The organism is Mycobacterium sp., from assembly GCF_035570115.1.
GTDB lineage: Bacteria > Actinomycetota > Actinomycetes > Mycobacteriales > Mycobacteriaceae > Mycobacterium.
In genome coordinates this window covers 1-24,035 of record NZ_DATMLH010000216.1, presented here as the reverse complement: position 1 = coordinate 24,035, position 24,035 = coordinate 1, and the positions used below count along the sequence as shown (strand labels likewise).

Here is a 24,035-nt window from a genome sequence, read left to right as displayed (position 1 = left end):
GCTGGTTGGGTTACTTCAGCCTCTGGGCGGGAACGTTGTTCATCCCCGGCACGGCGATCTCCTACTTCCACACCGGACCACTGGCGTGGAACGGGATCTTCGCATACTGGCTTCCGTTGGGGGTGTTCGCAATATGGATCGCCGTGGTCACCGCCTACGTGCTACGCGCGATCAACCAGCAGCAAGCTGAGGACGCTACCGCAGACTCAGCGATCGGTTCGACCAAGCCGGCTCATGTCGGCTGAGTCGTGTGGCCTCACCGAGAGGCTGACCCATCCGGTCAAGGGCCGTTGATGACAGACGTCATCAGCGGCTCCGGAGTGGTCGCACCGACGCCGTGGGACCCACTTCATGCCGCCAGCCCTGCCGGATGCCATTGGACGCGCGCCAACATCGGCGAGGCGTTGCCGGGAGTTGCTACCCCACTGACATGGTCCATCTGGGAAGTGGGAGCCGAGATCGCAGGTCGTGGAGGGTTTTACGCCCTCGGTGCGGCGACACGTGCTGAAAGCGTGGTTCCTGCCGACCGGGACCAACGATTCACCCGTGCGTTCTACGGTCGCGGCGCGGTCCGAGTCGACTTCCTGGCCACGATGGGCAACCGCATTCCGGGAACCTCCGGAGCCGCCATTGCTGAGCAGCTACTGGGCAACGCTCCCGCTGAACTGCTCGGCCGACCAAGCCGCCGTCGCTATCCAGTGATCGCGGTGCGGATGCCGTTTACCTTCATGCGGGTGCCCCAACAACTTCGCCGTGCTGCCGCCGACACGAAGATCTGGTGGCTCCGCAATAGTGCCTCTGCTGCCACCCTGACCGAGACCGACGCGCTGGCCCTCTTTGTTCAGGCCCGAGAGCGCTTCTGGCAGAACACCCGGCTGCAAGGCACAGCTCTGTTCTGCGTAGTCCAGCCAATCTACGACGCCTTGGATCACATCACCGTCAGCACCGGCGTCGGCGACCTAACTTCGCTGACCAGCGGCTACGGGTCCGTACCTGAAGCGGCCGTCGTGGGCGACTTGTGGAAAGCCTCGCGCGGCGAGATTGACTTGGCGGCCGTCGTGGCCCGACACGGCTATCACGGTCCGCGGGAAGGCGAGCTTTCGGCCAAATCCTGGCGCGAGGACAACGGTCCCCTACAGCGTTTTCTTGTCGAATTCGCCGCGATGGACGAGAGTCAGGACCCGCTTGTCCGTGAAGCCCAACTTGCGGCGCAGCGTCGTGGAATGGAGCAGGCGATTCTCGCCGCTCTGCCCGCATCACGTCGTCCGCTGGTGCGGACCTTGTTCCGCCTGGCCGCGCAACGCATTCCGTTGCGCGGCATCGCCAAAGACGCCTTCCTCATGTCGCTCGATGTGCTGCGCGCATCTGCGCGCCGAATTGGCGAATTGCTGGCCGCCCAGGGTGTCTTGGCTGACCCAGACGATGTCTTCTTTCTCACCGACGATGAGGTGACCGCGACCAGAGCCGCCAACGTCCAGGATCTGATCGCCAGACGCCGGGCGCGCTATGACCACTACCTTTCGGTCGAGCTGCCGTCGGAGTGGGCGGGCGGACCAGTGCCGATCGACCTCTCGGTCAGCGCCGGCGAATCCGACGTGATCACCGGGGTCGGCGTCTCCCCCGGCGTCGTCGAGGGTTATGCACGCGTCGTCATCGACCCCGACTTCGACGAAGTGGAGCCCGGCGAGATCCTGGTCGCCGCGTCGACCGACCCGAGTTGGGCGTCGATCATGTTCATCTCAGCTGCCCTGGTTGTCGACATCGGGGGCGCGCTGTCGCACGCCGCCATCGTTGCGCGCGAGCTCGGCGTCCCCTGCGTGGTTAACACCGGGACCGGCAGTCGGCGTATCCGAACCGGCGACCGTTGTCGAGTTGACGGAAAGACCGGAACCATCACGATCCTTCAGCACGCAAGCAACGGACAGGAGACGTCATGACTGACCCACGAGGTCCGTGGGGCCCGCTCGCCGAACCACCGCACGCCGATCGGGACATCGACCCCGCCGGACTTCCCTTCCGCGAGAACGTCTTCATGGCGGTCTACGACCGCGCGCAATCCTTCTATTGCATTACCCATATGCAAGGCGGCAAGACTAACGCAGGGATGTTCGCACGCTGCTCGGTCGTTCTCGATAAGCGCTTCACCGAGATCTATGAGCCCCTTGGGCCGATGACGTTCACCTCCGACCACATATCACTCGACCTGACCGGTCACTTGCACGCCAAGTGCGACGACTTCACCGTAGACATCACCGTGGAGCCGGTGCGCGAGCCGATCGACTACACGCAAGCGCGCACTTTGCCCGGGCTCAGCAAGGCAGAACCGATGCATCACTATCAGAGCACGGGCACGATGAACGGCACGATCACCGTCGGCAGCCAAACCACCCAAGTTGAGGGCGGCGTGATTCGCGACCGCAGCTGGGGATTTCGTCAGGAGATCGCCTCTTGGGTGGAGTACTACGCTACGTTGCTTGCTTTCGACGACTTCGATGTCGCGACCATGAAATACAAGGTCCGGGACGGGATGACACCCCCTCATGGGCAACTGAAAGGGTCACGCAACAACATTGTCTCGGAGAGCAGAGTTAGGCGTCGCTACGAGACCGGATCGGTGGCCGAGCTTGACCTTCACCTCGACGACGACACCACACTAGGTTTGCATTTCGAGGTACCCGACGCTCAGATCTTCTGTCCATTCAACCGGCCAACCGGCCCCGAAGCCATCACCTCCTATCAGGATTTCGTCGAAGTGCGCACCAGTGACGGTGCGGTGGGCTACGGGATTATGGATCAGGGGTTCTTGCGCACGCTGGCCTGAGTGTCCGGCGGCAGCGGCAGACGTCGATTCGACATAGGAGATGGGATCGTGACGACGCATCGTGTAATCCAATGGGGCACAGGAGCAGTGGGCATCGAAGCTCTGCGCTACATCCTTGACCGTGACGACCTCAGCCTGGTGGGCGTCAAGTGTTTCACCGATGGGAAGGTCGGCCAGGACGCAGGAACCCTCGCGGGCCGTAAACCCGTGGGAGTCTTCGCAACTCAAAGCGCCGAGCAACTCCTGGCTCTTGACGCCGATTGCGTCTTGTTCATGCCACGCGACGTAACCCAGCTCGATCCCACGCTGCCGAACAGCCCGGGTCGCGAGTGGGTGGATGCGGTCCTGCCCATCCTCGAAGGCGGCAAGAACGTCATCAGTTCCATTGCCTCGGGCATGCACTGGCGGCAGCTCTCCAACGGCGCGGCGCTGCACGAAGAGCTCGACCAAGCCTGTCAGAAGGGGTCTTCGAGTATCTACTTCACGGGCATCGATCCTGGCTTCGTGACCGACGCACTCGCGATCACCATGTCAAGCGTGGTCGGGCGAATCGAGCGGATCCGCACCTGGGAGTTCATTGACTACTCCAACTACCCGGCTCCAGATGTCATGCTGGGAATGGGATTTGGCCGACTTCCCGAAGATATCCCGACAACCACGGCGGCCGTGCTCAAAGCGGGGTGGGCTGGCGCGATCTACTCCATGGCGGAGGCATTCGACGCCACCGTGGACGAAGTGCTGCTCGAGGTTGATCACTACCTTTCACCCCGGACGGTCACGGTCAACAGCGGCCTTGTCATCAAGGAGGGCACCATTGGCGCATTGCGTTGGTCCCTGATCGGCATGGTGAACGGTCACCCACGATTGTCCATTAATCACGTGAACCGGATGGGTTCGGATATGGCGCCTGACTGGCCGAACATGGGGCGCGAAGGAGGCTATCGTGTCGAAATCGACGGGTTCCCCCCGTACCGTGGTGAATTTCCCTTGGCTCTTCCTGGTGGTACTGGGTTCAGCCTCGACGACGCTGTCGCGATGACCGCAGCCCGCTGCGTCAACGCAATCGAGGCGGTTGTGCAGTCAACGCCCGGCTACAAGACCGTCAACGACCTGCCGGCCTTCGGTGCGCGATTCGGGTTACTACGGTGATCACTCCAGTCGATTTATCGTCCAGCCGTTTAATATTTATCGTCAAGGTTCCAGTTATCGGGACGACCGCCGGGCGGCCCGATCGGCGACGAACGTAAGGGGGTGACGCGGTGTCAGCAGACGTCAAGACCTCGGCGAAACCTCAGATCGGGGACGTTCTGGCGCGCCGTACCTTTCGGGTCAGCGACGTGCTCTGTGCGGCGGGATTTGCACGGGCACTCGGGGCGACCGAGGGACCGTATGTCAACCTGAGCGACGCACTCGATCAGGGATTTACCGCGCGCCTGGCGTCGCCGGCGATGCTCGCCTTTTTTCAAACATGCGTCATGGACGACTTCGTGCATCAGCTGGGCTTGTCACCGGAGCACACGGCCTTCGCAGGCGCAACAGGTCAGGTAGCACCCGGAGCCTTGCTCGAGACCGCCGTCGTTGTTGGCGAGTGTCGCTATGTCGGAGAAGAGAGCAAGGTCTCCAGCAGCGGCGCCGCCCGGCGACTGGTCGTGATCGAAACGACCTATCGCCACGAAGACGGTCGACCGATCAGCACCGTGAAGTTCACCTTCATCGAGGCAACGCCGTGAGCGCCTACCGATACGTAACTCCGATCCTGGACGCACTGGCCTTCGCGCGGATGTCGATCGCGACAGACGACCCCAACCCCATCCACGTCGACCACCAGGCCGCCGTCCGCGCAGGTCTGCCCAGCGTCATCGGTTCTGGCCTGTTTGTGATGGGTCTGCTGGACAAGGCGGCGCGCTCCGCGGCAGGCGACGACGCCGGCTACACGTTCGACATCCAGATGCGTGGTCCGGTTCTGCCAGGCCGAGCCCTTGAGATCTCCGTTGTCGATGAGCAGGACCGAGTTGCCGTACAAATCAACGACAGCGCGGGCGGCGTGGTTGCCAAGGGGCGACTGCATTACTGAGCGTCGAGCGTTGTTCGCGTCTCGGGGCGGTGAAACTGACTCGCCGCCACTGTCTGCGCGGACGGTGGCTTGACGCGCACACCCCCGCTCATTAGATTTACTTGTCAGATAGTTAATCATCGGTGCGATGGAGGTCGGGCCTTGGAAAGCGCCCTCGACGACCCGGTCCCCGCGCATGGCGGCTGCCGCACCCACTGGACACCAGACCGGATCGACCACAGAAACGGCGAAACCATCACCAAAGGACGATCGCGGTGCTGAATATCGACGATGTGTCCGAAAGCCTGCGGCAGTCCACTCCAACTCCCGATCGCACGGCCCAGACCATGCTCCCGGCAGTCATCGCCAGGCAGGCGACGCTGACACCCGACGCGCCTTTCCTGCAGGAAGTCGATGGACCCAGCGCAACGTACGGCGAGGTGCACAACCGCGCGATGCGGTGGACGGCCGCGCTGGCGGCCGCCGGGATCAGCGCCGGCGACCGGGTGGTCACCATGCTGCCCACCGGAATCGACGCCGTCGCCATCTGGCTGGGGCTGGCCTGGCTCCGCGCCATAGACGTTGCGACCAACCCCGATTACCGCGGCGATATGCTGGACGCGGCGCTGAAACTTATTGAGCCAAGCGCCATTATCGCGTTACCCGACCGGCTCGGCGACCTGGCGGCCACCCCTGCCGTGCAGGCGGTCGACCGGCTGATCGTGCCGTCGGCGCCAGACGACCTGCCCGTCTCGCTGCGCGGCAAAGTCGACGACTTCGCCACCTTCCTGGCCCAGGCCGGCGACACCCCGATCACCGACCTCGCTCCCCCCCAACCCTGGGATATCGCGTGCATCATCTTCACATCGGGGACCACGGGGCCGTCCAAAGGGGTGCTGATTCCGTGGGGAATGCTCGATGCCGCCGCACGGAGCGCCTTTCCGCTTGAAGAGGTCTTGGCCGACGAGGTCTACTACTGCGCGCTGCCGTTTTACCATCTCTTGGGCCGGCACTGCGTCGCACAAATGGCGCTGACCGGTCGACGGCTGGTCACCCGAAAACGGTACTCGGTAACGGAGTTCTGGTCCGATGTGCGTCGGTACGGCGCAACGATGGCCTTCGCGTTCACAGCACCGCTCTACCAGCAACCGGCCAGGAACGACGACACCGACCACACCCTGCGCACCCTTTTCGCGGTGCCGATGATCCCCGAGCATCGGGAATTCGATCTCAGGTTCGGTGTGCGAACCCGGACCATGTTCGGAATGACCGAACTGGGCGTGGCTTTCGCTTCGGGCGCACACGTCGATGACTATCGGGCGTGTGGCCGCGCCGTGGCCGGACCGGCGGGCCTGGAGGTGCGTCTGGTCGACGAGCACGACATGGAGGTGTCCGTCGGCCAGATAGGCGAACTGGTGGCCCGGACACGCCATCCGTGGGCGCTCAACGCCGGATATTTCCGGATGCCCGAAGAAACGGCGCACGCCTGGCGCAACGGGTGGTTTCACACGGGTGACGGGTTCCGGCGCGACGAGCATGGCAACTACTACTTTGTCGAGCGACTTAAGGACTACATCCGCCGCCGCGGCGAGAATATCTCCGCCTACGAGGTCGAAGCCGCCACCAACCGGCACCCGGATGTATTGGAGTCCGCCGCGATAGCAGTCCCGTCGGACACCGGCGAGGACGAAGTCAAGATCTGCATCGTTGCCGTCGCCGGTAGAAATCCGACCGCCGACGACATCTGGGCTCACCTGCAGGAATCCCTGCCGAAGTACATGGTCCCGCGCTATATCGAGTTCGTCGCCGCTCTGCCCCGCACGGTGACGATGAAGGTTCGCAAGGTCGACTTGCGGGCCGACGCCCTCAACCGCCGGACCAAAGACCGGCTAGCCCACAGCGAAGGAACGACCACATCGTGACCAAATATGCCGAGCAGAGCGCCCTCAGTCTCATTGCCGGTGAGCCTGTCACGGGCAAGGAAGAATGGGAGATCCGCAACCCGGCCAAGACATCTCAGGTCGTCGGCCGGGTGAGTGTGGCGACGTTGGAACACGTCGACGACGCCGCACAAGCCGCTGCGAAGGCGGCACCGGAGTGGGCGGCCGTCCCCGTCGCTGAGCGGGTGGCAATCGCCTCGGCGGCCGCAGCGATCATCGAGCAAAAGGCGGGCGACCTCGGGTGGGACGTGCTGCTCACCCGCGAGCAGGGCAAGATTCTGCCCGAAGCTGTCGTGGAGTTTGCTTTCGCCCAGATCGAGGCCCAATACATCAATACCGTCGCGGAGCAGGTGTTCGCCGACGAGGTGCTCGACGACGGAGCCGGGCGCCGCATCTCTACCCGCGTGCCGGTCGGCCCGGTGGCCGCCATCACCCCGTGGAACGCCCCCGTCGGACTGTCGGCGCTCAAGCTCTTCCCCGCCCTGATCTGCGGCAATCCCGTTGTTCTCAAACCAGCGCCCACGACACCGCTGGCCATTACCCGTGTCGTGGAGTCGATTGCACATCTATTCCCGCCGGGCGCCCTGTCGGTCGTTCACGGGGGTGCGGACGTCGCCCAGGCCCTCATCCATCACGACAGCATCCGCAAGGTGTCGTTCACCGGAAGCGTCGCGAACGGCAAGAGCGTCATGCGGGAAGCATCGCAGGGCCTGAAGGACGTCCTGCTCGAGCTGGGCGGCAACGATGCCGCGATCCTGCTCGATGACGTCGTGATCGACGAGGACTTCATCGAGCAACTGATCGGCGCAACCTTCATGTCCTCCGGGCAAATCTGCATGGCGATCAAACGTGTCTATGTCCCGCAGTCGCGCCACGACGAATTCGTCACGGCGCTGTCAGACGGGCTGGCCGCAACCGTGGTCGGCGATGGCCTCGATGAGGACGTCACGATGGGGCCGGTACACAACAAAATGCAGTATGACCGCGTCCGCGAGCTTGTCGAAGAGGCTCGCGCAGCGGGTGCGGCGATTACGCCCTTGGGCCGGATGCAGGCGGAAATCAACACCGACGACGGCTATTTCCTGCTGCCGTCCGTGGTCACCAACGTGCCGCACTCGACACGACTGGTCCTGGAAGAGCAGTTCGGCCCCGCCCTGCCGGTCATCCCGTACGCCACCGAGGACGAGGCGGTGCGCCTGGCCAACTCGACCGACTACGGCTTGGGCTCATCTGTCTGGTCGGCCGACGCCGACCGGGCGTTCACGCTCAGTCGCGAGCTGCAGGCCGGAGCCACCTGGATCAACGCCCACAACATGTCCGGTCTCGACATCAGCTGCGCCTTCGGCGGTTTCAAACAAAGCGGGATCGGGCGTGAATTCGGTGTGGCGGGCCTGGAGGCATACACGGAATTTCGCTACCTCACCAACCGCATGCAGTGACCGGCGAAAACGGTTGCGGCAAAAGTCCACACAGCTGAACGGAGGAGTTCTGGCATGGAGAAGGAAAAATACCACGCAACGATCGCCGCGGTGTTCGCGCGATCGGTGGACAAACCCCAGATGCGGGGACTGGACGGCTCCAACAAGACCATGGCGTTCGGCACCATCGACTATCCGGACATCACGTGGCATATAGATGCCAGCGGGCGGGCGAAATTTGTTGAAGGCGAACCAGATTCGGCACCGGTCGTGACTGCGACCGCGCTGAGCGATGACTGGGTCAAGCTGTTCGCGGGCAAGTTGTCGGCGACTCAGGCGCTCATGCGTCGCAAGCTCAAGGTGAAGGGGTCCGTGGTTGCATTGACCGCGCTTCCGGTGGAGATCATGACGAGCTCCTACGAGGAAGCCATCGATGCCGGCGAGGTGACGGTCTGATGGGCCGCCTGGACGGCAGGGTCGCCATCGTCACCGGCGGCGGGAAGGGAATCGGTCAGGCCTACGCCACGGCGTTCGCGCGCGAGGGCGCCAGAGTGGCGGTGGCCGAGATCGCCGACTCGTCCGAGACGGTGGAGCAGATCAGGGCCGCGGGCGGCGAGGCAATTGGCCTGCATACCGACGTCAGCAACCCCGACTCCGCCAACGAAATGGCCGCTAAAACGTTGGAGGCCTTCGGTCGCATCGACGTGCTGATGAATAACGCCGCCATCTACAGCGGGCTGGTGTTCACCTACTGGGAGGACCTCGACCTCGACGAGTGGGACAGGGTGATGGCGGTCAACGTCAAGGGAATGTTCTTGACATGCCGCGCGGTCGCCCCTGCCATGCAGGAGCAGAAGTACGGCAAGATCATCAACATCTCCTCGGGTACGGCGCTCGTCGGAGTCGCCGGTGTCCTGCACTACATCGCCTCCAAGGGCGCGGTCATCGCCATGACACGCGGCCTCGCTCGTGAACTGGGTGACTTCAACATCTGCGTGAACACAATCACGCCGGGATTCACGATGACCCAAGCCAGCAAGGACATGATGGCCGAATCCGAGTTGGAGGGTCTCGGTGAGATGGTGGTGTCCATGCAGACACTGAAGCGTCCCGAAGAGGCCACCGACCTTGTCGGCGCCGCGTTGTTCCTTGCGTCGAGCGACTCCGACTTCATGACAGGACAAATCGTCAACGTCGACGGCGGCGTCTTCTTCAACTGAGGCCTTCGCGTCGCAGTCAAGGCCCGCCCGCCAACTGGATTGGAGCAACCATGCGTGACGTGTTTATCAGCGGCACGGGCATCAACCAGTTCGGTCGATATCCTGAACGCACGGTGCGGGACATGACCGAGTACGTCGTGCACTGCGCCCTCGAGGACTCCGGGCTCGATGTCAAAGAAGTCGGCATGGCCGTGTTCGGAAACGCCGTCGCCGGAATCATGACCGGCCAGGAGATGATTCGCGGACAGCTAGCGTTGCGCAATACCGGGCTGCTGGGCGTCCCGGTGATCAACGTCGAGAATGCTTGCGGCACAGGATCCACCGCGTTCCATGTTGCCTGGCTGGCGGTGGCCTCCGGTCAGGTCGAAGCCGCGATCGCGGTTGGGGTGGAGAAGATGTCGCACGAAGACAAACAGCGTGCGCAGCAAGCGATCAGCACGGGTGTCGAGGTGCACGAGGGCGCCCCACCGTTCTCGTTCATGGAGCTTTACGCGCGCAACACGCGAAACTACATGGAACGTAGCGGCGCGACCCGCGAGGATTTTGCCAAAGTTGTTGAGAAGAGCCGCTTCAATGGGTCTAACAATCCCTACGCACATTTCACCGACCCCACCACCGTCGAGGACGTGCTGTCGGCACGGACGATCGCCGACCCCCTGACCCTGCCGATGTGCTCCCCGGTCAGCGACGGCGGCGCCGCGGTCATCGTCTGCTCCCCCGAGCTGGCTTCCCGCGGGGTCTTCAGGGCCGTGCGGATACGGGCATCGATTCTCGTATCGGGAACAGACCGGGATCCTGACGAGCCCGAGGCAGTCGAGATCGCCACCCGGATGGCCTATGACCAAGCCGGCCTGGGACCCGATGACCTCGACATCGTCGAGCTGCACGACGCCGCGGCACCCGCTGAGCTGATCGACTACGAACTTATGGGGCTCTGCCCGGCAGGCGGCGGTCCCGACCTACTGCGCTCCGGCGCGACCAGTCTTCGGGGCCGAATTCCGGTCAATCCCGGCGGCGGCCTGCTGTCGCGAGGGCACCCCATCGCCGCGACCGGCCTCGCCCAGATCGTCGAGCTCGCCGATCAGCTGCGCAGGCGCGCCGGTTCGCGGCAGGTCCCACAGGCGAGAGTCGGCATCGCACAGAACGGCGGCGGATGGCTGGGAACCGATGGCGCTGCGGCACTGGCCACCATCCTCTCCCGCGACTAGCGCACAGATGACATCTGAACCGGTTAAATCGCCAGTGCCACAATCTGAACCGTTCACTGTCATCGGATCCGCGGGCGTGCGCTTGGTCGGCGACCGCTGGGCCGCCCCGAATCCGGTGGGCACCGTGTTGCTGCTACACGGGGGCGGCCAGACGCGGCATTCGTGGTCGCGTACCAGCCAGCGATTGGCACAAACCGGCTGGGATGCGATAGCGATGGACACCCGCGGACACGGCGACAGCGACTGGGGCGCCGGGCCCGACGATTACGAGATGGACAGCCTTGTTGCGGACCTGGTGTCCGTTGTGGCGGCGGTCGGCGAGAAGCCGGTAGTGATCGGCGCGTCGATGGGCGGCATGACCGCACTGGTCGGCGAGGGTGAGAGCGGCGGCCTGCTGCGCGGTCTGGTCCTTGTTGACGTGGCCCCGTCGATTGAGCTGGCCGGCATCGAGAAAATTACCGCCTTCATGTGCTCGGGGATGGACGGCTTTGATTCTCTGCAAGATGTCGCCGATGCGATCGCGGCCTACAACCCGCACCGCAAGCGGCCAACCAATCTTGATGGCCTTCGCAAGAATGTCCGATTGGGCGATGACGGGCGGTGGCACTGGCATTGGGATCCAGCATTCATCGCGCACAATAGCCGTGAGCCCGATCGCGGGGTGATTGAGCGCGCCGCGAACGCTGCCCGCTCAATTCGGGTGCCCACCTTGCTGATTCGCGGCGCCGAATCTGATGTCGTCACGGCCGAGGGTGCCCGTGAATTACTGAGTGTCATCCCAGGCTCGCGGATGGTCGACGTCGCCGAGGCCGGACACATGGTCGCCGGTGATGACAACGACATATTCTGCGTGGCGGTCGAAGGGTTCCTTCGCGATCTGCGATCTCGCACTTAGTGCTGCTAGCTGCTGTGGCCGGTCAATTCGGGTCCCACGCAATCTCGAGGTGTTTCACACCGAGGACCGTCGGATTGATGACGAAATCGGCCGGGAACTCGGGCTCACGGACCAACCGAAGATTCGGAAGGCGCGACAGCAGCTCCTGAATCGCGACTGTCAGCTCCAAGCGCGCCAGGGCTGCTCCTAGACAGGAGTGCGCACCGCGGCCAAATGCGAGATGCTTGACGGCGTTTGGCCGATTCAGCCGGAATTGATCGGGGTTGTCGAACACCTCCGGGTCCCGGTTGCCGGCCGCCCAGCACAGTTGCACCAGCGACCCGGCCGGGATCGTCGCGCCACCAAGTTCCACGTCCTCTGTGGTCAGCCGGAACAAGCCGGCGATCGAGGACTTGTACCGCAGGGCCTCTTCAGCGGCCGCCGCCGCCAGTTGCGGATCCTCGCGCACGCGATCGAGCGCCTCGGGATTGTGGAGCAAACACATGATCGCGGTGGTGATCATGTTGCGGGTGGTCTCGTTGCCACCGAAGATCAATGTGGCCACCACGCCGACGAGCACCTGGTCGCTGAGCTCTTCTCTGTGGACGGTGGCGGCAGCGGTCACCAGGTCGGACAGCACCGTGTCGCCCGGATTGTTGCGGGCATGGTTGATCGCATCTTCGCAGTACTGGTAGAACCCGCCGTAGTGCTGGAACAGCTCGCGCTGTTCAGCCTGGGTCATGTGCGGGTTGACCGACGCCACCAGTTCGTCTGAGTAGCGGCGCATTTCGGTCATGTTGTAGCGGTCGGCGGGCAGCCCGAGGATGTGCGCAATGGTGATCAACGGGAGCGGAACGCTGAAGCTCTCGACCAGTTCGGTCTGACCGTCATCGACGAACTTGTCGATCAGCTCGTTGGCCTGCGCGCGGATCGAGTCTTCGAGGGCCGAGATCCGCGACTTGCGAAACGCCGGATCGCTCGCCTTGCGGACTCCGGTGTGGGCGGGCGGGTCGGCGTTGACCAGCGCGGGGGTCCAGATCGCCAGCCCCTTGGGGATGAGGTCGCGGTTCTCCTCGAAGATGTGCACGGTTGAGAAGAAGCCCTCGGAGCTAAAAGCTTTGGTGTCGCGCGCCGCCGTCGCGATGTCCTCATACCGGGTGACTTGCCAGTAGCCGAGCGTCTCGTTGAAGAAGACAGGCGCTTCCCCCCGTGCCCGGGCCCACGAGGGGAAAGGATTGACGAACTCCATTGGATTGGTGGGGTCGTAACCGTCCAGCTGCGGCGCCACGCCGGCTTGGGTATCTACCATGAGCAGCCCTCTCGTCGTGGTGGGGTCGGCTGCGGGTTTACGCGTCCGCGTCGCGATGCTGCCGTTGGGCGCTGCCGACCGCACCAAAAATTGACCGGATGGATAGTAAGATAACGTATTCGCCCGCCGCGCGGGAGGGTTTCTTCGGCATGAAATTGCGGATACGTTGACCCGCGCCGCATGTCGCGCACGGCTACGAGCGCGCGCAGCGTCATGTCGGCTCGTTGAGCGATCCAGGACCACCGCTGCGGTGGGCAGTTTCCGGCGCGGTCTGTGGCGGGTGCGGGCGTAGATGCGCGCTGGCCTCGCTGTCGGTGCGGTGCCAGAGTTCCAGCGCGAGCGGTTGTGTGCTTTCTTCAAGAAGGTGTCCGACAAGCCCGATGGCCCTGGCCATCACGCCCAGCCCGCGGACGATGCGTGGCGGAATTCCCAGTTCGGCGGTCAGCGCCGCAATGGCACCGGTGACGTTTACCGGCAGTGGCTTGCCCATTGATTTCTCGGCCTCATGGCCGACCCGCTGGATGAGCTCGACGTAGCGGCCCGAGAGCCCGTTGTCGGCGGCAATCTCAAACAAGCGCGGCGTGCGGGGGTCGATTGGCTTGTGAAAGGGGTGGCCCAAGCCGGGAATGATCGCGTCACGGGCGCCGAAGTCGGCGACGATCCTGGCTGCGGTCTCGGCGAGGTCCAGGGTGCCGTCATCCTCGGCGAGTGCCTGGTGGAGCATCACCGCGGCGCCCTCGGTGGTTCCGACGAACACGCTGCCCAGCCCGCAGAGGCCTGCAGCGACGGCCGCCTGTAGCGACTCGGGAGCGCCGGCGTAGGTCAGCCGGGCAGCCAGGGCGCTGGGCGTCAGGCCGTGCTCCACCAACGCGATCAGAATCGCGTTGTAGACACGTGACTGACCGGTGGTGGGTTCGCTGCCAGTCAGCTGAAAGAAGGAGAATTCGGCCAGATTCATCTTGCCGAGAATCTCGCCAGGCAGATCCTTGCCGCGGATCGTGATCCGGTCCGGGGTGCTCCAGGCGATATCCGACCGGATCTTGGACACGGGCTTAATCCTGAAGCGTTTCGACCACGATGGCTTGTTCAGGACAGCGGGTGCGCGCCTCGATGATCCTGGACCGTAGCTGGCGGTCCTGCATGTCAACGGAATGCTGCACGATGGGATAGCCGTAGCGATCCATCACGAATACCTCGGGACAGACCCTCACGCAGTCGCCGGCACCGGTGCATTGGGCAAGATTGACTCGGATCTGCAGGCCCGGCCGGACGATTCGGGTATCCATCACACGAAGTGGCGGTTGGCCGTGGGATCAGGGATGGTCAGGCCGAGGCCCTCGAGAACCGAGTTGACCTCCTCGGTGTATTCCTGACGCAGCTGCTCGTTGGTCTTGGTGCGAAAGCCCAGTTCGATGTAGCGCCATTGGCGTGTGCTGTTGCTGCGGCCGAAGAAGTCAAGGGCCATGGGATACCAGCGCTTGAGGCTTTTATTGGCTTGCTCGAACCCGTCGTCGAGGTTCTCCAGGCACCAGCGCAGGTGGGTGACACCCATGTTGGCGTGACCTCGTTCGTCGCGGGCGACCCAGGCGCCGGCCCGGCCAAGCGGGCCGTAGCTGGATTCGGTGTAGTCACGAAGCATGATCCCGCCGGCGCGATCCATGATCGCGTTGAAAACGGCCAAGTCGCACCAGGTGGTGATCTGGTCGATCAGATTGAGCGCCTCGATGCTGGTGTAGTTGGCAGGATCCGTTGTGTCGTAGCCCAATTCAACAAGAAGCGACTCGAAAATGTAGCCGTGGCGCATCTCATCGGCGTAAAAGCTTGCCATCCTGACTCGGTCGGCTGCGGTGGGGGCGAGGTCGACCTTGTCGGCCAGGATCTTGACGTTTTTCAAAAACTCCGGGTTTGAGGCCATCTCCCCGGTTTCCTTGCACATTCTGATCACGAGTTCTCGGTACTCCCCGCCCGGTAGGGTGTCGGCCTCGAACTGTCCTGGCGCGTAGATGCGCATCGGCATTTCAGTGGTGGCCATGGGAACCCTCTCTGGCTTTGACGAGTGTGCTGTGGCGAATGGTCGTGCGGCTCACTCGGAACTGATGAGCAAGGCCTTTGCGGGGCAGCGATAAACCGCCTGGCGCACCCTCGCTACCAGCTCCGGGTCGCTGGCGTCGATGTTCGGCTTCGGGATGTCGACGCAGCCGTAGGACAGCTCAAACACTTCCGGCGCAAGCTCAACGCACATTCCGTGCCCCATACACAACGTGCCAATTGGCTCAACGCGTGGCACTTGATCGGCCTCCCTCGATCGATGGCGCTCTCGAAGCATTGCTGAGCACCTTATTAGTTTACCGGAGGGCCAGTTATAGGGCAAGCAGGTGAGTTTGTGTCACCCGCGGTCGGACGCGGGCTTTGTAAAGGCTGCCGCCATCTGCCGCAGATCCATGCTCTTGATCTCGACGTCGCTCGACTCCGGCAGCGTCGAGGTCTCCGCGATCAGGTAATGCTGTTTGAGGCGCTGAAGCGCTTGGCCGTCGTAGCGAGTGAGCCGCCGGGCCAGCGCCGCGACTTCGGCGGAGAGTGCCTCGTCGTCGAACAGTTGGCTGACCAGGCCGAGTTCGTAGGCACGATCGGCGCCGAAGCGATCGGGAATGAACGACAGCCACCTCGCTGGACCGCTGCCGATGATGCGCGACAGCGTCCACGGCACGGCCATGTCACCCGATAGGCCCAGACCGAGGAAGGCGGTCGAGAACGTCGCACTGCGCGCCGCTACCCGGATATCGCAGGCGCAGGCCCAGCCGAAGGCCGCTCCGGCGCAGGGCCCGTTCACCGCGGCGATCGTGATCTGCGGCATCCCGTGCAGCAGCTCGGGTATGCGCCAACTCCGGGGGTCGTAGCCCTGTTCGACCTCAGCGGCGAACTCGCCGTTCTCAAATGCCTTGACATCCCCGCCCGGGCTGAACCACCGCCCAGATCCGGTGAGAATGACGACACGGACCGCGCTAGCCGCTGCCAGTTCGGCTACCGCGTCGTGTAGTTCGGTGACCATTCGGACGTTGACGCTATTGGCGCGATCGGGCCGGTCAAGCCTGATGGTTGCCACGGCGCCGTCCGTCGTCACCCCGAGAGTGTCGTAACCCAACGCCGCCCTTCCCTATAATTCACCGGGCAGCTAGTAACATACTGACCGGGGCGGCCCAGTCAAGGGGCGTGTCCGGAACTTGGGAGTTCATGTATGGCACGAATGCGCAACGAAGAGCGGTACGAAGCACAACGTACCCGCATCCTGGCCGAATCTGCTCGAATCTTCCGGGACCGTGGATATTCCCAAACGTCGATGGAGGACCTCGCCACTGCGTTGGGGGTGACCAAGGCAGCCATCTACTACTACTACAAACGTAAGGAGGAGATCCTCTTCGACATCTGTGATCAGGCACTGGAATTCGCCTACGAGACCACCATTGTCACCGATTCGTCGATGGGGGCCAAGGAACGTCTGGAACGCTTCGTCCGCGGCGGCGTCGCCTCGATCGCCGAGAACATGGCCGTCTTTGCGGTGCTTTTCCAGGAGACCTCGCTGCGCAAGGAAGCGCGTGCGCGCAGGATCGTCAGCAGGCAGCGCAAGTTCGAAATCGCCGTCCAGGACATCTTCGAGGATGGGATCAAGGAGGGTACATTCCGTGCCGATCTTGACCCTCGACTCGCGTCGCTGGCGGTCCTGGGAATGTGCAACTGGGTCTACCGCTGGTACAGCCACGAACACTATGACGTCGAGACGATCGGCGAGGAGTTTCTCAAGATGATCGACTACGGCGCTTTCAGCAATTGACTTGATGACGTCACCGGTGGCAGCTGCACTGTTTGTCGTGATGGGCGACGATCTGGGCACTGAAGCGAGCCCACAACGCCCGATATGTTGCGCTAGCCGCGTCCGGTAGTCGACACGCGCCGCGCCCCGGCAGCTCTGTCATATATTCGTCGACGGCGTCAAGGCTGGGTATCTGCACCGACGCACCACCGCCCAGGACAGCAGCCGAATCGTGCAGCCCGCGGCTGCATGGGACGCACTGGCCGCATGACTCCTGGGCGAAGAAGGTCAGAACCTCCTCGGCGAGCGCGCCGAGGCACTCGTTTTCGCCGATCACGCGAAAAGAGGCCGAGCCCAGTGAAAGACCCTCGCCCGTCAACTGCGCGGGTATCAGCGGGGTCGAGGCTTCGGAGGCCCGCAGCACGCCGCCGGAGTAGCCGCCCAGGGTCACTGCTTGCCACTGCTGAACTCCCGCCGCCGTGAGAAGCGCACCGACCGACGTGCCGAAGCGGGACTCGCCGACGACGGGTTCGCGGCCGGTCCCCCACACCGTCCACAGGAACGTGTCGACTGCGGGCGCCGGCTCGTGGCGTGCGCAGGCCCGCATCACCCAGGCAACGTTGGCCAGCGTCTCCACGTTCTGCACGACGGTGGGATAACTCCAGTAGCCGCGCACTCCGACAAGCGGCGGCCGGAACCTTGGCCTGGCGGGCTTACCTTCGAGGACTTCGATGAGGGCGGTCTCCTCGCCGACCAGGTAGTCGTCAGGCCCGACGACGATGTCAACGGGTGGGCCGTCCGGAACGAGTTTGACCAGCTCTTCAGCTGTGTCTTCGAGGCGGGGAGCCAGTCCGGCGAGTCGACTAGCGAGAAGCAGCGCGGCCTTACCGGCACCAAGGACCGCGGCAGCGATGCGGAGGCCCTCCAGCACCATGTCAGGGTGCTCGGAAAGCAGGTAGGCGTCCTTGACGCTGCCCGGTTCGTGTTCACCGCCGTTGCCGACCACGACCCGCGGCCCCGGCCGGCTCATCGCCAGACGCCACTTGGTCGCGGTGGGAAAGTTCGCCCCTCCGCGACCGCGGACATCGGCGGCATCGAGAAGCTCAACGACCTTGGCGGGCTGCGTGATCGCGGCCGCAAGGCCGGATCCCAAGCCCGAAGCCGGGCCCAACAGGCGAGGACAGTCAACGGTGGCCACCGTGGCTACCGTGGCGTCTGCGTTGCGCAGAGCGGACATTGGATCAGGTCGCTGACGAAATGAAATTCGGGTTGCGGCGTTCTCGGTGCGAGGCCACGCCTTCGAGAACGTCGGGGCCACCGAAGCCGTAGAACTCATAGACAAGGGAAGCGTCGAAGATCGGGCCGAACGATCGGTAGTAGTTGTTCAGCGCGTATTTCGTGAATTGCAGGGCGTTTTGCGCTCCGGCGGCGAGCTGGACGGCGATGTCCAATCCGCGTTGATGAACCTGGTCGTCATCGACACACAGGGAGACCAGGCCAATGCGCTCGGCCTCCTCGCCGGTGAGCACATCGCAGGTCAGAAGGTAGTACTTCGCCTTTGCCATCCCGCACAGGATCGGCCAGCAGATCGCCGCGTGGTCCCCCGCCGCGACGCCCAGGCGAGTGTGTCCGTCGATGATCCTCGCGGTGCGTCCGACTATCGACACGTCCGCCAGTAACCCGGCGACAAGGCCGGCGCCCACCGCGGCACCGTGGATGGCCGACACCACCGGCTTCGTGCAGTTGATGATGTTCATCACCAGGTCGCGGGCCTCGCGCATGACAGCGGTCCGCGCCTGATAATCAGAACTGACCGAGTCAATCAGGTCGAAACTACCGCCCGCTGAGAAGGCCCGTCCTTCTCCGACAATGAGTGCGACGCGGGTCTGGGGGTCGCGATCCACGGTCAGCCATACGTCGGCGAGCTCGCGGTGAACGTCGCGAGACACCGAGTTCAGGCCGGGACCACTCAGGATGATCTTGAGGACGCCGTCTGCGGGCCGCTCGAAACCCAAGCTTGAATACTGGTCATACGGGTCGGACATGTTGCCTCCTGTTGGCATGGATGGATCGCTCGGGCGGCTACGGGTGTTGGCTGCTGACAGAAATGGATTCACCGGACAGGTACGACGAATAGTCGCTGGCCAACCAGACGATGGTGTTGGCGACTTCCCACAGCTCGGCGCCCCGACCGAATATTTCTTGTTTGAGCAGCTCTTCGAGAGTGGCGGCGTCCCACGCCTTCGACAATGACTCGTGCATCGCGATGCTGGGGGCCACGGCGTTGACGCGGACACCTGACGGGCCCGCTTCTCGGGCCGCGCTGCGGGTCAAAGCCATAACCCCGGCCTTGGCGGCGGCGTAGGGCGCGGCGTTGGCGTCGCCCCGCCAGCCGACGACGGACGCGAGATTGACAATGGCCCCTGACGACCGGGGGATCATGTGCCGCAACGCCGCTCGCGTGCAGCGGAACGTTCCGTTGAGTGTGACGTCGAGGACTTTGAACCAGGTCTCGTCGCTCATGTCCACGATCGAGCTCATGATTCCCAGCGCCGCGTTGTTCACCAGGACATCGATGTGGCCGATTTCGGCGGTCGCCGTCTGGAAGAGTCGATCCACATCGCCTTGGACGGTGACATCACACGGGACCCCTACCACCGGCACAGCGGCGATCTGGGACAGTTGCTCGGCAGCTTGCCCCAGTCGCCGCTCGTGGCGATCGCTGATCACCACCCGCGCACCTTCTTCGACACACCGCTTTGCGGTCGCAAAGCCGACGCCGGTGCCGGCGGCCGCGGTGATCACCACGGTGCGGCCCGCGAGGATGTCGTGACCCGCGGGATAGTTCGGCTTTGCCTGCGACACCAGCTTCCCCATATTCGTTTAACGGTCAGTTAGTTAATACCAGGTGTTCTGCGGGTAGTCAACGCGATGGCAGCAGCGCGGCCCGTAGTTCCCCGCGCCGCCGTTGCTCGGGAAGCGGCCAATGCCGCAGCCGGACAATGGCTTTCAGGTAACGGTGGACGTCGGACTCCCAGGTGAAGCCGATGCCACCCATCGCCTGTAGGCAACGCTCGGCGGATCCCTGGGCCGCCGACCCGGCGGCCAGCGCCGCCAGGGACAAATCATCGAGGCCTCCGGCTCCACCCTTCAATGCCCCAACCGCCAGTTCGCGGGCATGGTGAAGGCCGATCCACGCGTCGGCCAGGGCGTGTTTGACGGCTTGAAAGCTGCCGATGGGGGCACCGAACTGGGTGCGCACACCGGCGTAGGCGGCCGTCTGCCTGAGCAGTTCGGCGGCGGCGCCGATCATGTACATCGCGGCGAGCGCACCCGCAAAATTGCAGACATCACGATGCGACCTTGCCTGCCACGGCACCGTCGATGCCGTCGGAGATACGGCGAGGGTCGTCTCCCACCAGTCTGGAGCGTTCCAGCAATCGGCGGCGCGCCGGGTTGGATCGACCGCGACTTCCGGCGACGTGACGAGCCCGCTGTCGGTGCACAGCAACAAAAGATCGGCATCGACGACGAACGGGACCGATACCTCGCTGGCCGTGGCTGCGGTGAATCCGACCATGATCGGCAGGGTCCCCGCCGAAGCCGCGGCGATGTCCTCGACATCCGCGCCCGCTGCGGCCAGCGCCACCACGCCGACCCATTGGTGCAGGACGTCTGGAGGGGTCAGCGCCACGCCCGCCTGCTCGGCGACCAGACCGGCAAGCAACGCGCTGCCACCGCTGCCACCCTGATCCTGCGGTACGCCGAGTCCGAGCAAATCGGACTTTCCGAGCGCTCCCAGGAGGTCGGCGCGGGGCGTTGCGGCGTGTCCGGCGAACACTGCACGCGCAACGTCGGCGACCGCGGCTGCGACTTGGTCGTCAACCTCGTCGTCAAACGATAGCGCGGCACTCACCGGGGCAACCCCAACGCACGCTCGGCGACAATCGTGCGTTGAACCTGGTTCGTCCCGGCGTAGATGCTGGTGGCGAGGCTGGCGTAGTACTCGTCAGACCATGCCGCCACGTTGGGACCAAGCCCGGCGAGCGCAAGGTCCAGGCCGAGTCGGGCCACGGCCTGATATGTCTCACTCCACAACACTTTTGACGCATTGGCCTCGACGCCCACCTGACCGCCGGCGTTGAGGACCCCGAGCTGAGTCTGCACGGAACATTCCAGGCTGCGGATGGCGATGATCGCGTCCAACATCCGGTCCTTGGCGCCGCCCTCAGCCTGTGACCAATTCACCGACGTGCCGAGCTCGGCCGCCATTCGGCTCAGCCTGAGCTGTCTCTGAAGCAGGTGCAGGGAGCGTTCGTAGGACAGGGCAGCCATCGCGACCTTCCACCCTTCACCGATGCGTCCGAGGACCGCGTCGGTGGCCGCGGTGGCACCGTCGAAAAGTACCTGGGCGAAATCTTGTTCGCCGTTGAGTTGCGTGATCGGCGCGACGGACACGCCCGGTTGGTCCATCGGTACCAGAAAGGCCGTGATGCCCTTGTGCTTGGTTGCCTCGATGCTCGTCCGTGCCAGCAGCAAGCAGTAGTCGGCGTCGTGGGCCAACGTGGTCCACACTTTGGTCCCGCTGATCGACCAGCCCCGGTCAGTGCGTTCAGCCGAAGTTCGCAGGGCGGCCAGGTCGGAACCTGCGTCGGGCTCCGAGAATCCCTGACACCATATTTCGTCGCAGGACAGCATGGGGTTGATGTAGCGCGTCTTCTGACCGTCGGTGCCGAACAGCATCAGTGCGGGAGCCACGATGCCCAATGCCACCCGGTTGAATGGCGTCGAAATGCCCAGTGCTGCAAGCTCTTCAGAAACGACAGCTAACTCGGCCAAACCGCGTCCCGCGCCGCCGAATTCCTTCGGAATGGCAATCCCGGCCCATCCCGCCTCCGCCAGAAGCCGGTCGAAGTCGCGGCGTCGCTCGCGATCGTAGTTGTCGCCGGTGCCTGCCGCGGCTCGTGTCCTCCAGCCGACCTTGCGTGCGACATCACCGAACACCGCTTTGGCATGAGCACGGAACTGTTCCGCGTCGCCCGCCTCGGCGGCGCGAGGGTGTGCGTGGCTCACCGACTGTTCCCTTCTGTCGGGGCGTTAGGTTGGCCTTGCCGTCGCGGCGCCGATGAACTCCCCGATCCGTCGCAGGGCTGAACGGGCCTCCGGGAGAAATGACGCGAACAATTGAAAAACGTGCGGGGCGGCGGGTTCCACCTGCAATGTGACCGGGATCCCCTGTGCGGCGCCGCGTTCGGCGAGGCGTCTCGAGTCGTCCAGCAGTACTTCGCGCTCGCCTACCTGGATCAGCATCGGTGGAAGCCCTGACAGGTCCGCATCTAAGGGTGACAGCAGCGCCGAGCCGCTGTCGGCGCCGTTGAGATAGGTCCGACACGCGCCCGCCAGCATCGCCCTGCTGAGCAAGGGATCGAGGTCGGCGTGGGAGACCAGAGTCGAACCTGAAAGCGTCAAGTCCAGCCAGGGCGACAGAAGTACACAACCGGCGGGCAACACATGACCCCGCTCGCGAAGGCGAAGCACTGTCGCCATGGCCAGACCGCCGCCCGCCGAATCTCCTGCGAGGATGACCGTTTCACGACCGTCAGCCCCGGCGCGCAACGCGAGATACGCCGTGCAGGCGTCGTCGACGGCGTCGGGATAGTGATACTCGGGAGCAAGACGATATTCCGGCAAAATCACCCGCGCGTTTGCGACCCGGGCGAGGTGGGCGCCGAAGTGCCGGTATCCCGTCGCGCTGCCCATGCAATACGCCCCGCCGTGCAACCATAGGATCACGCGATTCGGGTTCTCGCGGGCCACCACGACGTCGACGACCGGCAGTCCGCCAAGCTCGGTTGAGCTTGCCACGACGTCCTGCGGCGCGCCGAACGAAAGCATGAGCTGGTCTAGTGCTCTGCGCGTTTCGCCAAGCGTAAGCTGGGCGGCGGACGTCGCGAAATCCCGCCAGATGTCGTGCGCCAGCAGCATTTCGCTGGATACGAAGCCGTCTTCTTTCCTCTTCGGCGGCGACACCGACGGCCCCATCAGATTGCCAGCCCTCCGTCCACGGGCAGAACCACGCCGGTGATGTAGCCGGCCTCTTCCGAGGCCAAAAACCCTACGCTGCTGCAGATTTCATCGGCGCTGGCGATGCGGCCCATCGGGATGGAGGCCTCGACCTGTTCGAGCTTGTCGGGCGGCATGGCGGCGACCATCGAGGTGGCCGCGCTGGGCGAGATGGCGTTGACGGTGATGCCCATCCGGGCGGTCTCCTTGGCGACTGCCCTGGTGAAGCCGACAATGGCTGCCTTCGCAGCGGCATAGTTTGACTGTCCGATGTTGCCGTGCAGGCCGGTGTAGGAGGTCACATTGATGATGCGGCCGTAGCCTTGGGCGCGCATCAGCGGCACGCTGGCGCGGGTCAAGTGAAATGTCCCGTCGAGATGAACGTCCAGGACAGCCTTCCACTGCTCGTCGGTCATCTTCCAGACCACCGCGTCGCGGGCGATCCCGGCGTTATTCACGACGATGTCGATACCCTCGGACCAGCCGACGACCTGATCTACCGCGTGCTCGACGGCCGATGCGTCGGCGACATTCACGCGTATCGGTAAGACGGTGTCGGTTGCCGTACCCCATTTCGCCGCCAACTGCTCGCCGTCCCAGTCGGCGACCGCCACCCGCGCACCGGCCTTCCAGAACATCTGGGCCAACGCGAGCCCGATGCCCTGCGCGGCACCAGTTATCACCGCCGTCCGGCCGGCGAAATCGAAGGTGACGGTCACTGCGCTGCGTCCGCACGGGCTCGTAACGGCTCGGCCGCCCGACGCCGGTCGGAGCGGGTCGTGACGAACCCCCACAACGGGAACACCCGCAGGGCTGCCCAGTAGGCGGTGTGCGACAACGGCCATTGGGTAACGTTTTTGCCGGCCGCGGAGTGATAGTAGTTGTGGCACGCGCCGGCGGTGGTCGAGCTGAGTTTGTCAGCGATCTGGCGCTGTACCCACGAGTCGAACCAGGCGGCCGCCTGCGGTCGGGTGTCGATGATGTCGGCTCGGCCCCGCGCGATTTTGGCGGCGGCTCTGGCGATCACCTCGGCCTGGCGTTCCAGCTGTGTCATCACCGACCAACCGCCATTGGTGTTGGGCCCGTAGACAATGAAGAAGTTCGGGAACCCCGGGACTGTCATGCCCAGGAATGCTGATGGTTCACCGGCCCACACCGATTTCAGTGACCGCCCGCCGCGGCCCCGCACGTTGAGGGTCCGCAAGTACTCGGTCGCTTTGAACCCTGTCGCAAGGATGAGTACATCGAGTTCGTGGAAGGTCCCGGTGGCGTCAATCACACCGTCGGGCATGACTTCGACGACAGCGGCTGGGGTCACCGA

At 64.1% G+C, this 24,035-nt stretch carries 25 protein-coding genes and 2 pseudogenes; 13 read left to right on the top strand and 14 right to left on the bottom strand.

Annotation, left to right across the window (positions count from 1 at the left end; all coding sequences use genetic code 11):
• The 12 genes and pseudogenes from VNW74_RS19470 to VNW74_RS19415 all read left to right on the top strand — a co-directional run.
• Positions 1–245 (top strand): annotated as a pseudogene (locus VNW74_RS19470) (hypothetical protein); the annotation flags it as partial.
• 48 nt (positions 246–293) lie between these two features.
• Entirely contained in the window at positions 294–1,937 is a 1,644-nt protein-coding gene (locus tag VNW74_RS19465) for a PEP-utilizing enzyme (RefSeq protein ID WP_325679764.1), read from the top strand.
• Positions 1,934–2,821: a hypothetical protein gene (locus tag VNW74_RS19460; protein ID WP_325679762.1), complete on the top strand. Its 888-nt coding sequence runs from the start codon at positions 1,934–1,936 to the stop codon at positions 2,819–2,821. Before VNW74_RS19465 ends, VNW74_RS19460 begins: the two co-directional genes overlap by 4 nt.
• A gap of 48 nt (positions 2,822–2,869) precedes the next feature.
• On the top strand, positions 2,870–3,970 hold the full coding sequence (locus VNW74_RS19455) for a hypothetical protein (protein WP_325679760.1): 1,101 nt from the start codon (positions 2,870–2,872) through the stop codon (positions 3,968–3,970).
• Between the two features lie 110 nt (positions 3,971–4,080).
• The gene (locus tag VNW74_RS19450) at positions 4,081–4,551 is read left to right on the top strand and encodes a hypothetical protein (RefSeq protein WP_325679759.1); all 471 of its coding nucleotides are present in this window, start codon (positions 4,081–4,083) and stop codon (positions 4,549–4,551) included.
• A complete protein-coding gene (locus tag VNW74_RS19445; protein WP_325679756.1) occupies positions 4,548–4,895 on the top strand; it encodes a MaoC/PaaZ C-terminal domain-containing protein in 348 nt (115 codons plus the stop codon). Before VNW74_RS19450 ends, VNW74_RS19445 begins: the two co-directional genes overlap by 4 nt.
• A 254-nt stretch (positions 4,896–5,149) precedes the next feature.
• On the top strand, positions 5,150–6,796 hold the full coding sequence (locus VNW74_RS19440; RefSeq protein WP_325679754.1) for an AMP-binding protein: 1,647 nt from the start codon (positions 5,150–5,152) through the stop codon (positions 6,794–6,796).
• On the top strand, positions 6,793–8,253 hold the full coding sequence (locus VNW74_RS19435; protein ID WP_325679752.1) for an aldehyde dehydrogenase family protein: 1,461 nt from the start codon (positions 6,793–6,795) through the stop codon (positions 8,251–8,253). The genes VNW74_RS19440 and VNW74_RS19435 overlap by 4 nt, the downstream gene beginning before the upstream one ends.
• 54 nt (positions 8,254–8,307) lie before the next feature.
• Complete coding sequence (locus VNW74_RS19430; RefSeq protein WP_325679750.1) at positions 8,308–8,688, top strand: SCP2 sterol-binding domain-containing protein; 381 nt, start codon at positions 8,308–8,310, stop codon at positions 8,686–8,688.
• Entirely contained in the window at positions 8,688–9,452 is a 765-nt protein-coding gene (locus VNW74_RS19425; protein ID WP_325679748.1) for a glucose 1-dehydrogenase, read from the top strand. Before VNW74_RS19430 ends, VNW74_RS19425 begins: the two co-directional genes overlap by 1 nt.
• A 50-nt stretch (positions 9,453–9,502) precedes the next feature.
• Positions 9,503–10,660 (top strand): thiolase family protein, encoded by a 1,158-nt coding sequence (locus VNW74_RS19420; protein ID WP_325679746.1) that lies wholly within the window; start codon positions 9,503–9,505, stop codon positions 10,658–10,660.
• Between the two features lie 34 nt (positions 10,661–10,694).
• Positions 10,695–11,555, top strand: coding sequence for an alpha/beta hydrolase (locus VNW74_RS19415; protein ID WP_325679744.1), 861 nt, complete (start codon positions 10,695–10,697; stop codon positions 11,553–11,555).
• Positions 11,556–11,577: 22 nt separating this feature from the next.
• Here VNW74_RS19415 and VNW74_RS19410 read toward each other — a convergent pair whose 3' ends face one another.
• The 6 genes from VNW74_RS19410 to VNW74_RS19385 form a co-directional block, all read right to left on the bottom strand.
• Positions 11,578–12,843, bottom strand: coding sequence for a cytochrome P450 (locus VNW74_RS19410; RefSeq protein WP_325679742.1), 1,266 nt, complete (start codon positions 12,841–12,843; stop codon positions 11,578–11,580).
• A 211-nt stretch (positions 12,844–13,054) separates the two neighbouring features.
• Positions 13,055–13,891, bottom strand: coding sequence for a citryl-CoA lyase (locus VNW74_RS19405; protein ID WP_325679740.1), 837 nt, complete (start codon positions 13,889–13,891; stop codon positions 13,055–13,057).
• A gap of 4 nt (positions 13,892–13,895) precedes the next feature.
• The gene (locus VNW74_RS19400) at positions 13,896–14,129 is read right to left on the bottom strand and encodes a ferredoxin (protein WP_325679738.1); all 234 of its coding nucleotides are present in this window, start codon (positions 14,127–14,129) and stop codon (positions 13,896–13,898) included.
• On the bottom strand, positions 14,129–14,875 hold the full coding sequence (locus VNW74_RS19395; protein ID WP_325679735.1) for a Phenylacetic acid catabolic protein: 747 nt from the start codon (positions 14,873–14,875) through the stop codon (positions 14,129–14,131). The genes VNW74_RS19400 and VNW74_RS19395 overlap by 1 nt, the downstream gene beginning before the upstream one ends.
• A 51-nt stretch (positions 14,876–14,926) precedes the next feature.
• On the bottom strand, positions 14,927–15,097 hold the full coding sequence (locus VNW74_RS19390; protein ID WP_325679766.1) for a ferredoxin: 171 nt from the start codon (positions 15,095–15,097) through the stop codon (positions 14,927–14,929).
• Between the two features lie 132 nt (positions 15,098–15,229).
• On the bottom strand, positions 15,230–15,964 hold the full coding sequence (locus VNW74_RS19385) for an enoyl-CoA hydratase/isomerase family protein (protein WP_325679733.1): 735 nt from the start codon (positions 15,962–15,964) through the stop codon (positions 15,230–15,232).
• A gap of 114 nt (positions 15,965–16,078) precedes the next feature.
• Here VNW74_RS19385 and VNW74_RS19380 point away from each other — a divergent pair, with 114 nt between their 5' ends.
• Positions 16,079–16,672: a TetR/AcrR family transcriptional regulator gene (locus VNW74_RS19380; protein WP_325679730.1), complete on the top strand. Its 594-nt coding sequence runs from the start codon at positions 16,079–16,081 to the stop codon at positions 16,670–16,672.
• A 10-nt stretch (positions 16,673–16,682) separates the two neighbouring features.
• Here the strand turns inward: VNW74_RS19380 and VNW74_RS19375 are convergent, their stop codons facing one another.
• From VNW74_RS19375 to VNW74_RS19340, 8 genes and pseudogenes are all read right to left on the bottom strand, one after another.
• Entirely contained in the window at positions 16,683–17,849 is a 1,167-nt protein-coding gene (locus tag VNW74_RS19375) for an NADH-ubiquinone oxidoreductase-F iron-sulfur binding region domain-containing protein (protein WP_325679728.1), read from the bottom strand.
• Between the two features lie 43 nt (positions 17,850–17,892).
• The gene (locus VNW74_RS19370) at positions 17,893–18,696 is read right to left on the bottom strand and encodes an enoyl-CoA hydratase/isomerase family protein (protein WP_325679726.1); all 804 of its coding nucleotides are present in this window, start codon (positions 18,694–18,696) and stop codon (positions 17,893–17,895) included.
• A gap of 37 nt (positions 18,697–18,733) precedes the next feature.
• Entirely contained in the window at positions 18,734–19,528 is a 795-nt protein-coding gene (locus VNW74_RS19365) for an SDR family oxidoreductase (protein WP_325679724.1), read from the bottom strand.
• A 46-nt stretch (positions 19,529–19,574) separates the two neighbouring features.
• Positions 19,575–20,567: an acyl-CoA dehydrogenase family protein gene (locus tag VNW74_RS19360; protein WP_325679722.1), complete on the bottom strand. Its 993-nt coding sequence runs from the start codon at positions 20,565–20,567 to the stop codon at positions 19,575–19,577.
• Positions 20,564–21,724 carry an acyl-CoA dehydrogenase family protein gene (locus VNW74_RS19355; RefSeq protein WP_325679720.1) on the bottom strand — a complete coding sequence of 387 codons (1,161 nt, stop codon included), beginning with the start codon at positions 21,722–21,724 and terminating at the stop codon, positions 20,564–20,566. The genes VNW74_RS19360 and VNW74_RS19355 overlap by 4 nt, the downstream gene beginning before the upstream one ends.
• A 24-nt stretch (positions 21,725–21,748) precedes the next feature.
• Positions 21,749–22,681: an alpha/beta hydrolase gene (locus VNW74_RS19350; protein ID WP_325679718.1), complete on the bottom strand. Its 933-nt coding sequence runs from the start codon at positions 22,679–22,681 to the stop codon at positions 21,749–21,751.
• Between the two features lie 11 nt (positions 22,682–22,692).
• On the bottom strand, positions 22,693–23,433 hold the full coding sequence (locus VNW74_RS19345; protein ID WP_325679716.1) for an SDR family NAD(P)-dependent oxidoreductase: 741 nt from the start codon (positions 23,431–23,433) through the stop codon (positions 22,693–22,695).
• Positions 23,430–24,035 (bottom strand): annotated as a pseudogene (locus tag VNW74_RS19340) (hypothetical protein); the annotation flags it as partial. The pseudogene VNW74_RS19340 and the gene VNW74_RS19345, both read right to left, overlap by 4 nt.

Coding starts and splice junctions, on each gene's coding strand:
- VNW74_RS19465 (WP_325679764.1), top strand. CDS start 294: ATGACAGACGTCATCAGCGGCTCCGGAGTGGTCGCACCGACGCCGTGG.
- VNW74_RS19460 (WP_325679762.1), top strand. CDS start 1,934: ATGACTGACCCACGAGGTCCGTGGGGCCCGCTCGCCGAACCACCGCAC.
- VNW74_RS19430 (WP_325679750.1), top strand. CDS start 8,308: ATGGAGAAGGAAAAATACCACGCAACGATCGCCGCGGTGTTCGCGCGA.
- VNW74_RS19425 (WP_325679748.1), top strand. CDS start 8,688: ATGGGCCGCCTGGACGGCAGGGTCGCCATCGTCACCGGCGGCGGGAAG.
- VNW74_RS19420 (WP_325679746.1), top strand. CDS start 9,503: ATGCGTGACGTGTTTATCAGCGGCACGGGCATCAACCAGTTCGGTCGA.
- VNW74_RS19410 (WP_325679742.1), bottom strand. CDS start 12,843: ATGGTAGATACCCAAGCCGGCGTGGCGCCGCAGCTGGACGGTTACGAC.
- VNW74_RS19400 (WP_325679738.1), bottom strand. CDS start 14,129: ATGGATACCCGAATCGTCCGGCCGGGCCTGCAGATCCGAGTCAATCTT.
- VNW74_RS19395 (WP_325679735.1), bottom strand. CDS start 14,875: ATGGCCACCACTGAAATGCCGATGCGCATCTACGCGCCAGGACAGTTC.
- VNW74_RS19390 (WP_325679766.1), bottom strand. CDS start 15,097: ATGGGGCACGGAATGTGCGTTGAGCTTGCGCCGGAAGTGTTTGAGCTG.
- VNW74_RS19380 (WP_325679730.1), top strand. CDS start 16,079: ATGGCACGAATGCGCAACGAAGAGCGGTACGAAGCACAACGTACCCGC.
- VNW74_RS19370 (WP_325679726.1), bottom strand. CDS start 18,696: ATGTCCGACCCGTATGACCAGTATTCAAGCTTGGGTTTCGAGCGGCCC.
- VNW74_RS19365 (WP_325679724.1), bottom strand. CDS start 19,528: ATGGGGAAGCTGGTGTCGCAGGCAAAGCCGAACTATCCCGCGGGTCAC.